The sequence below is a fragment of the Inquilinus sp. genome (assembly GCF_039594555.1).
Lineage (GTDB): Bacteria > Pseudomonadota > Alphaproteobacteria > DSM-16000 > Inquilinaceae > Inquilinus.
In genome coordinates this window covers 1-8,140 of record NZ_JBCNNF010000313.1, presented here as the reverse complement: position 1 = coordinate 8,140, position 8,140 = coordinate 1, and the positions used below count along the sequence as shown (strand labels likewise).

Annotated in this window: 7 protein-coding genes and 1 pseudogene; 7 read left to right on the top strand and 1 reads right to left on the bottom strand. The window is 69.8% G+C overall.

The features are described 5' to 3' along the window. Positions 1 to 312 precede the first annotated feature (312 nt). Positions 313 to 1,227 carry a LysR family transcriptional regulator gene (locus ABDW35_RS26570; RefSeq protein ID WP_343716870.1) on the bottom strand — a complete coding sequence of 305 codons (915 nt, stop codon included), beginning with the start codon at positions 1,225 to 1,227 and terminating at the stop codon, positions 313 to 315. A 93-nt stretch (positions 1,228 to 1,320) separates the two neighbouring features. On the opposite strand from ABDW35_RS26570, the gene ABDW35_RS26565 reads away from it, so the two are divergent. The 7 genes and pseudogenes from ABDW35_RS26565 to ABDW35_RS26535 form a co-directional block, all read left to right on the top strand. Continuing rightward, complete coding sequence (locus ABDW35_RS26565) at positions 1,321 to 2,331, top strand: NAD(P)-dependent alcohol dehydrogenase (protein WP_343716869.1); 1,011 nt, start codon at positions 1,321 to 1,323, stop codon at positions 2,329 to 2,331. A 111-nt stretch (positions 2,332 to 2,442) separates the two neighbouring features. Beyond that, positions 2,443 to 3,309 (top strand): hypothetical protein, encoded by an 867-nt coding sequence (locus ABDW35_RS26560; protein ID WP_343716868.1) that lies wholly within the window; start codon positions 2,443 to 2,445, stop codon positions 3,307 to 3,309. A gap of 68 nt (positions 3,310 to 3,377) precedes the next feature. Next, on the top strand, positions 3,378 to 4,268 hold the full coding sequence (locus ABDW35_RS26555) for an alpha/beta hydrolase (protein WP_343716867.1): 891 nt from the start codon (positions 3,378 to 3,380) through the stop codon (positions 4,266 to 4,268). A gap of 106 nt (positions 4,269 to 4,374) precedes the next feature. After that, on the top strand, positions 4,375 to 5,262 hold the full coding sequence (locus tag ABDW35_RS26550; protein ID WP_343716866.1) for an N-acetylmuramic acid 6-phosphate etherase: 888 nt from the start codon (positions 4,375 to 4,377) through the stop codon (positions 5,260 to 5,262). A gap of 64 nt (positions 5,263 to 5,326) precedes the next feature. Further along, entirely contained in the window at positions 5,327 to 6,592 is a 1,266-nt protein-coding gene (locus ABDW35_RS26545; RefSeq protein WP_343716865.1) for an ABC transporter substrate-binding protein, read from the top strand. A gap of 79 nt (positions 6,593 to 6,671) precedes the next feature. After that, on the top strand, positions 6,672 to 7,634 hold the full coding sequence (locus ABDW35_RS26540; protein WP_343716864.1) for a sugar ABC transporter permease: 963 nt from the start codon (positions 6,672 to 6,674) through the stop codon (positions 7,632 to 7,634). Positions 7,635 to 7,637: 3 nt separating this feature from the next. After that, positions 7,638 to 8,140 (top strand): annotated as a pseudogene (locus ABDW35_RS26535) (hypothetical protein); the annotation flags it as partial.

Sequence of the window (8,140 nt, the reverse complement as noted above, 5' to 3'; positions counted from 1 at the left end):
CCGCACACATTGCTGCGCAGTCAGTTCGAGACGCTGGAGCCGCCGAGCGAGGGCGAGCGGGTGGTCACGGTCGATATCCGCCACCCGCCGCGCCGCATCATCGACATCGCCGCCCGTAGACTGGGATTGCCGAGGCAGCCTCCCGCCGGACAGCCGCCGATGGGCTGAGAGGCCGGAGCCGCCCCCTCACCCGAAATCGCTGCGCGATTTCGACCTCTCCCCAAGGAGAGGTGAAGCAGCCACGGCCTTCATTTCCCTCTCCCTTGGGGAGAGGGAGGGGCCCGTCGCGTTGGCGACGGGAGGGTGAGGGGGCTACCCCGCCGCCATGGACACCACCGCCGGCGCCAGCCGCTGCCGCAGCCCCTCCTCCAGATGGTCGATCGCGCGGTCCAGCCGGCCGAGATGCGGCGCCCGCACCACGCTGATGGCGAAGTCGAAGCGGAAGCCGGGCAGGTCGATGCGGCGCAGCTCGTCGCGCGCGGTGAAGGGCGCGCTGCGCCGCGACGGCAGCACGCCGAGGCCAAAGCCGGAGCGGATCAGCGATTGCTGGATCGCCAGATCGTGCACCTCGGCCGAGATCCTCAACTCCAGCCCTTCGCGCGCGAATAGCGCCTCCAGCGCCGACCGCACGTCGCAGGATTCGCGCGGGCTGACCACCCAGTCGCAGGCGGCCAGGTCGGCCAGGGATGGCCGGCGCGGCAGGGCCAGGCCGCGGCCGCCGACCACCACCAGCTTCTCCTGCCCCACCACCCGGCCGGGATAGGGCGCGGCGCTCTCCTGCAGCAGCACCACCGCGGCGTCCAGCCGGCCGCGGTCGAGATCGGTCAGCAGGGTGTGGGCCAGCCCGCCGGTCAGGCGCAGCGACAGGCGCGGATAGCGCTGGCGCAGGTCGCGTAGCAGCGACGTGAAATCCGCCTCGGCGAAGGCGTGCAGCACGCCGACGCCCAGGCGCAGCGACCCCTCCGGCTCGGCCGCGTCGCCGGCGCCGTCCTTGAGATCCTGCACCGCCGCCAGGATGGCGCGGCAGCGCTCCAGCGCCGCCAGGCCGGCCGGGGTCAGCCGCGGCGGCTTCACCCGCCGGTCCAGGAGCGTGGTGCCGAGATGCTGCTCCAGCCGTTGGATCTGCCGGGTCACCGCCGGCTGGGTCAGCGGCAGCCGCTCCGCCACCCGCTGGATCGACCCGGTCTCCGCCAGCAGCACGAAGGCGCGCATCTCGTCCAACATCATGCCGATCCGTCATGAAGTTTCTGAAAACAATGAATTTGAAGACTAGCGGACGGAGGGCGATGTCTCCAGCGCAACTTTTTCTGGAGGCGTCCGATGAAGGCGTTCGTGATCGAAGAGGGCGAGGGCATCGACCGGCTCCGCCCGGTGGACCTGCCGGTGCCGGAGCCACGGCGGGGCGAGGTGGTGCTGCGGATGCGCGCCGCCTCGCTGAACTACCGCGACCTGGAGATCGTGCGCGGCACCTACCATGCCGGCTTCACGCTGCCGATGGTGCCGCTGTCCGACGGCGTCGGCGAGGTGGCAGCGGTGGGCGAGGGGGTGACCCGATTCAAGCCGGGCGACCGGGTGGCCACCGCCTTCTGGCAGGGCTGGATCGCCGGCGATTTCGAGGGGATCGAGCGGGCGGTGCCGCTGGGTGGGCCCGGCCCCGGCGTGCTGGCGGAGTATGTCCGCCTCGATGCCGAAGGCGTGGTCGCGGTGCCGGAGCACCTGACCGACGCCGAGGCGGCGACGCTGCCCTGCGCCGCGCTGACCGCCTGGACCTCGCTGGTCGCCGAAGGTGGGGTCAAGCCCGGCGACACGGTCCTGGTGCAGGGCACCGGCGGCGTCGCCATCTTCGCCCTGCAATTCGCCGTCGCCGCCGGCGCCCGGGCGATCGTCACCTCCTCCAGCGACGAGAAGCTGGAGCGGGCGCAGGCTCTCGGCGCCGCCGGCACGGTGAACTACCGGACGACGCCCGAATGGGACGCGGCTGTGCGCGACCTGACCGGCGGCCGCGGCGTCGACCATGTCATCGAGGTCGGCGGGCCCGGCACCTTCGCCCGCTCGCTGGCCGCGATCCGCACCGGCGGGCAGATCAACGTCATCGGCTATCTCGGCGGCAAGTCGACGGAGATCAACCCGATGCAGATCCTGTTCCGCCGCGCCCGCGTCCGCGGCATCCCGGTCGGCTCCCGCGACAGCTTCGAGGCGATGAACCGCGCCATCGCCGCGACTAGGCTGCGGCCGGTGATCGATCGCAGCTTTCCCTGGACCGACGCGCGCGAGGCGCTGCGACACCTCGAATCAGGCCAGCATTTCGGCAAGGTGGTGCTGGCCTTCTGAGCCGTCAGGCGCAGCCGGACGGGAAATGTCACAATTCAAGGGGTTGGCAGGCCGGGCTGGATCACTACCCTAAGGGGAAACCACATCACCCTTGGGAGAGACAGCCCGCCGATGACGCGGACCTGCCACCCCTTTCTGCTGCGTTTCGCCGCCGTTGCCGCACTGCTGTCGGCGACGACGGCGGCGCATGCCCGGCCCGACGAGGATGGCGGCGCCGCGCCGCGGACGGGCTTCATCCCGCCGGCCACGGTCACCTTCGACATTCCGGCCGATCCCGGCTTCGCCCGCTGGGGCCGGCCGCACCGGGCCTGGACCGCGACGCCGGCAAGCGCCTATGCCGCGCCCGATGCTGGCCCCGGGGCGGTCACCGGCCAGCGCGACATCACCGGCGCCGGCTCCGTCGCCGCGGCGGTGCAGTCCCAGACCCCGGGCTTCGTCGCCAGGACCGGGGTCACCTTCGACATCCCGGCCGATCCCTATCCCGGCTTCGCCCAGCGCTGGGACCGGACGGAGATGGCGCGGCGCGCCGCCACCGGCAAGGCACAGGCCAGCCTGGGCCTGACCGAGCTGCCCTGGTTCGTGCCGTTCTGGCAATCGGCCAGGATCGAGGCCAGCTTCGACCCCCAGGGCGGCGAGGGCACCGGGCAGCTGGCGGCGGTGCTGTCGCGCGCCTGGTCCTTCATCGGCCTGACCGGGTCGTCGGAAGACCGCTACAGCGTGACCCGTGGCGGCCTGCTGGGGCCGGAGGCGCCGGTGACCAGCTGGGAGATCGGCCGCACCACCCGGCTGGAACTGCCCTGGCACACCACTGCGCTGCTGCTGGGCAGCGAAATCACCAGCGCCGACCGGCGTTTCACCGGCAGCATCGGCGCCGAGCAGACGCTGTTCGGCCGGCTCAAGGCCAGCGCCTCGCTGGTCGATCTCGGCAGCGACCAGCCGGGCGTCACCTTCACCGCCGGCTTCACCTTCAACTGGTAGCGGCGGCGGACCCCGCCGGGTGCCCGGGCCGTTGACCGGGGGAGACAAACCACCCGGAGGCGCCCCTCATGACGACCGACCCGGACCGGACGACCCGGCACCGCACCATCGCGGTCGACGGCATCCGCATCTTCACTCGCGAGGCCGGGCCGCCGGCCGCGCCGGTCCTCCTGCTGCCGCACGGCTATCCCAGCTCCTCCTTCCAGTACCGGCACCTGATGCCGGCGCTGGCCGATCGCTGGCGCACCGTGGCGCCGGATTTTCCCGGCTTCGGCTACAGCGACACACCGGAGGACTTCGCCTATGATTTCGACGGCTATGCCGGCCTCCTCGAACGCTTCACCGCAGCGCTGGGCCTGGACCGCTACGCCCTGTACCTGCACGATTACGGCTCGCAGATCGGGCTGCGCCTGGCTATGCGCGCGCCGCAGCGGATCGCCGCGCTGATCATCCAGAATGGCGACATCTACGAGGACCAGCTGGGGCCGAAATACGAGCCGCTGCGTGCCTATTGGGAGAACCCGACGCCGGAGCGGCGGGAGGCGCTGGTCGCGGCGGTCAGCGAGGAAGGATTCCGGCACGAATTCGTCGGCGAGGTGGCGGACCGCCTGGTCGAGCGGATCAGCCCGGATCTCTGGCGCCTGTCCTGGCCGCTGCAGCAGTCGCCGCGGCGGCGCGAGATCATGGTCCGGCTGATGGAGGGGCTGCGCGAGAACCTCGCTTGGTTCCCGCGCTACCAGGCCTATCTGCGCAAACACCAGCCGCCGACGCTGATCGCCTGGGGGCCGCAGGACGGCTACATGCCGGAAGGGGCGGCCCGCGCCTATCTGCGCGACCTGCCGCAGGCCGAGCTGCATCTGCTGGATGGCGGCCACTGGGCGCTGGAGACGAATCTCGAGGAGATCGTCACGCTGATCCGCGATTTCCTCGGCCGGGTGCACGCACCGGTCTCGGGCTAGCGCCGTGCCGAAGTGGCTGGTCCAACCGACCGGACAGGATCATCTTGCGCCGTGCGGGCAACTCTGAGAGAGTGGTCTAGACCACTCACGCCAGCGATCGAGACGCATGGGAACCGAGACCGCATCACGCCGCTTCAAGGGCATCGACGCCTGGGAGGATGCGGAGATCCTCGACGCGCTGCTCGAATCCCAGCTCGCCGCCGTCGCCGCGGTGCGGCCGGCGCTGCCGGCCTTGGGCGCCGCTTCCGCCGATGCCGCACCCCGGCTGCACCGCGGCGGACGCCTGGTCTACGCCGGCGCCGGCACTTCCGGCCGGGTCGCGGCCCAGGACGGGTCGGAGCTGTTCCCGACCTTCGGCCACCCGCAGGACAAGCTGGCCTATCTGATTGCCGGCGGCGCCACGGCGCTGAGCCGACCGGTGGAGAACGCCGAGGACGACGCCCAGGCCGGCCGCGACGAGGCCGCGGCGCTGCGCCTGGGCCCCGACGACGTGGTCATCGGCGTCGCCGCCAGCGGCGGCACCCCCTACACCCGCGCGGTGCTGCAGGAGGCCGGCCGCGCCGGCGCCCTGACCATCGCCATCGCCTCCAACCCCGGCGCCCCGATCTTCGGCGACGCCGCCCATGCCGTGCTGCTGGCGACGGGAGAGGAACCGGTCGCCGGCTCCACCCGCCTCAAGGCCGGCACGGCGCAGAAGGTGGCGCTGAACCTGTTCTCGACGCTGGTGATGACCCGGCTCGGCCATGTCTATGACGGGCTGATGGTCGACATGCAGCCGACCAACGCCAAGCTGAACGACCGCTCGGTGCGCATGCTGCGCGCGATCGTGCCGGTGGACGAGGCGACGGCCCGGTCGGCGCTGGAGGCGGCGGGCCAGAACGTCAAGCTGGCCGCGCTGGTGGCGCTGGGCGACAGCGCCGAGGACGGGCGGCGGCACCTGGACGCGGTCGATGGCGATCTGCGCCGGGCGCTGGCGGCGAAGCAAGGTTCCTAGAGACAGCGGGCGGGTTGCCGCCCGCGAGCAACGGCGAAACGCCGAACAGAGGAGGCAGTTGCACATGTCCCATTCGTTCCTACGGGGCGCGTTCCTGGCCGGGGCGGCGCTCGTCGCCCTCTCCACCACCGCCATGGCGGCCGACGCCACGCTGACCATCGAGAGCTGGCGCAACGACGATCTGAAGATCTGGCAGGACACCATCATCCCGGCCTTCGAGAAGAGCCATCCGGGCATCAAGGTGGTGTTCTCGCCGTCGACCCCGACCGAGTACAACGCCGCGCTGAACGCCAAGCTCGAGGGCGGCACCGCGGGCGACCTGATCAGCTGCCGGCCGTTCGACGCCTCGCTGGCGCTGTTCCAGAAGGGCTACCTGGCCCCGGTCAACGACCTGAAAGGCATGGACACCTTCTCCGACGTGGCCAAGAGCGCCTGGATCACCGATGACGGCAAGACGCTGTTCTGCGTGCCGATGGCGTCGGTCATCCACGGCTTCCTCTACAACAAGTCGGTGTTCGAGTCGGAGGGCCTGACCCCGCCGAAGACCGAGGCCGAGTTCTTCGCCCTGCTCGACAAGATCAAGGCCAAGGGCGAGGTGGCGCCGCTCGACATCGGCACCAAGGACCAGTGGGAGGCCGCGACCATGGGCTTCCAGAACATCGGTCCGAACCTGTGGAAGGGCGAGGAAGGCCGCAAGGCGCTGATCGCCGGTAAGGAGAAGTTCACCGACAAGCCCTATGTCCAGGCCTTCGAGGAGCTGGCGAAGTGGAAGCCTTACCTGCCGGACGGCTATGAGGCCCAGGCGTATCCGGACAGCCAGAACCTGTTCACGCTGGGCCGCGCCGCGATCTACCCGGCCGGGTCCTGGGACATCGCCGCCTTCAACGCCCAGGCCGACTTCAAGATGGGCGCCTTCCCGCCGCCGGTCGAGAAGGCGGGTGACAAGTGCTACATCAGCGACCACACCGACATCGCGCTCGGCATGAACACCAAGACCAAGAATCCGGAGGCCGCCAAGGCGTTCCTGGAATGGGTGGCGACGCCGGAATTCGCGGACATCTACTCGAACGCGCTGCCGGGCTTCTACTCGCTGTCGAACCACCCGGTCACGGTCAAGGACCCGGTGGCGGCGGAGTTCCTGAGCTGGCGCAAGACCTGCGAATCCTCGATCCGCAACTCGTACCAGATCCTGTCGCGCGGCACGCCGAACCTGGAGAACGAGCTGTGGAACGTCTCCGCCCAGGTGCTGAACGGCACCATGACGGCGCAGCAGGCGGCGGACAGCATCCAGAAGGGCCTCGACTCCTGGTACAAGCCAGCCGCCAAGTAACCTGATCCCCGGCGCGAGGCGCGCGGCCCGGTCGATCCCGGACCGCGCGTCTCCGTGCCTGTCTTGATAGGCTGTTCCCATGGCCAGCACCCAAGCCGTCGTCATCCCCCGCTCGCAGATCGCGGGCCGCAAGGGGCGCTTCCCCTGGCACGTCGTCGTCTTCCTGGCGCCGGCCACGCTGATCTACACCGTCTTCATGGTGTACCCGCTGCTCGACAGCCTGCGGCTCAGCCTGTTCACGCGGGACGAGGCGGGGGGCGAGCATTTCGCCGGCCTGGCCAATTACGCGGCGCTGTTCTTCGACCCGCAATGGGCCGACCGCTTCTGGAACGCGCTGGGCAACAATGTCCTGTTCTTCGCTGTGCACATGCTGGTGCAGAACCCGATCGCGATCGGGCTGGCGGCGCTGCTGTCCCTGCCCAATCTGCGCTTCACCAACACCTACCGCACCCTGATGTTCACCCCGACGCTGCTGTCGGTGGTGATCATCGGCTTCATCTGGAAGCTGATCCTGTCGCCGACCTGGGGCGTCGCCAAGTCGATGTTGGGCACCGTGGGCCTCGGCTCGCTGTTCGCGCCCTGGCTGGGGCAGGAGGGGTCGGCCCTGTTCACCCTGGCCCTGGTCTCGGTGTGGCAGTGGGTCGGCATGCCGCTGCTGCTGACCTATGCCGCGCTGCTGAACATCCCCGAGAGCCTGACCGAGGCGGCGCGGGTGGACGGCGCCAGCCAGATGAAGATCTTCTGGCGCATCAAGCTGCCGCTGATCTGGCCGACCATCGGCATGGTCACGATCCTGACCTTCGTCGGCAACTTCAACGCCTTCGACCTGATCTACGTCTCCCAGGGGGCGCTGGCCGGGCCGAACTTCGCGACCGACATCCTCGGCACCTTCTTCTACCGCACCTTCTTCGGCTTCCAGCTGCAGCTGGGCGACCCGACCATGGGTGCGGCGGTGGCGACCATCATGTTCCTGATCATCCTGGCCGGCGTCATGACCTATTTCTACCTGGTCCAGCGCCGCCTGCAGCGCTACGAGCTCTGACCCATGGCCGCCAACCGCAAGTCCCCCGTCTCCGCCGCGGCCGTGCACGCGATCCTGCTGGTCTACACGCTGATCGCGCTGTTCCCGATCGTGCTGGTGCTGTTCAACGCCTTCAAGTCGCGCAAGGCGATCTTCAGCCAGCCGCTGGCGCCGCCGATGTCGGACACCTTCAGCCTGATCGGCTTCGACACGGTGCTGACCCGGTCGGATTTCGGCCTCTACTTCGGCAACAGTCTGACCGTGACGCTGGTGACGCTGTTCCTGGTGGTGTTCCTCGGCGCCATGGCGGCCTGGGCGCTGTCGGAATACAGCTTCAAGGGCAACGCCGTGCTGGCGCTGTACCTGGCGATCGGCATCATGATCCCGATCCGCCTCGGCACCGTCTCGATCCTGCGCCTGGTGGTCTCGCTCGACCTGATCAACACCCTGGCGGCGCTGCCCCGACGTGATGGCGTCGTACATCGTCACGCTGCGCGCCGACAAGACCGCGTACCCGGTGCTGCTGT

Bases quoted from the DNA above. Each gene is read 5' to 3' on its own strand.
- ABDW35_RS26545 (WP_343716865.1), top strand. From the start codon at position 5,327: ATGTCCCATTCGTTCCTACGGGGCGCGTTCCTGGCCGGGGCGGCGCTC.
- ABDW35_RS26565 (WP_343716869.1), top strand. From the start codon at position 1,321: ATGAAGGCGTTCGTGATCGAAGAGGGCGAGGGCATCGACCGGCTCCGC.
- ABDW35_RS26570 (WP_343716870.1), bottom strand. From the start codon at position 1,227: ATGATGTTGGACGAGATGCGCGCCTTCGTGCTGCTGGCGGAGACCGGG.
- ABDW35_RS26555 (WP_343716867.1), top strand. From the start codon at position 3,378: ATGACGACCGACCCGGACCGGACGACCCGGCACCGCACCATCGCGGTC.
- ABDW35_RS26550 (WP_343716866.1), top strand. From the start codon at position 4,375: ATGGGAACCGAGACCGCATCACGCCGCTTCAAGGGCATCGACGCCTGG.
- ABDW35_RS26540 (WP_343716864.1), top strand. From the start codon at position 6,672: ATGGCCAGCACCCAAGCCGTCGTCATCCCCCGCTCGCAGATCGCGGGC.
- ABDW35_RS26560 (WP_343716868.1), top strand. From the start codon at position 2,443: ATGACGCGGACCTGCCACCCCTTTCTGCTGCGTTTCGCCGCCGTTGCC.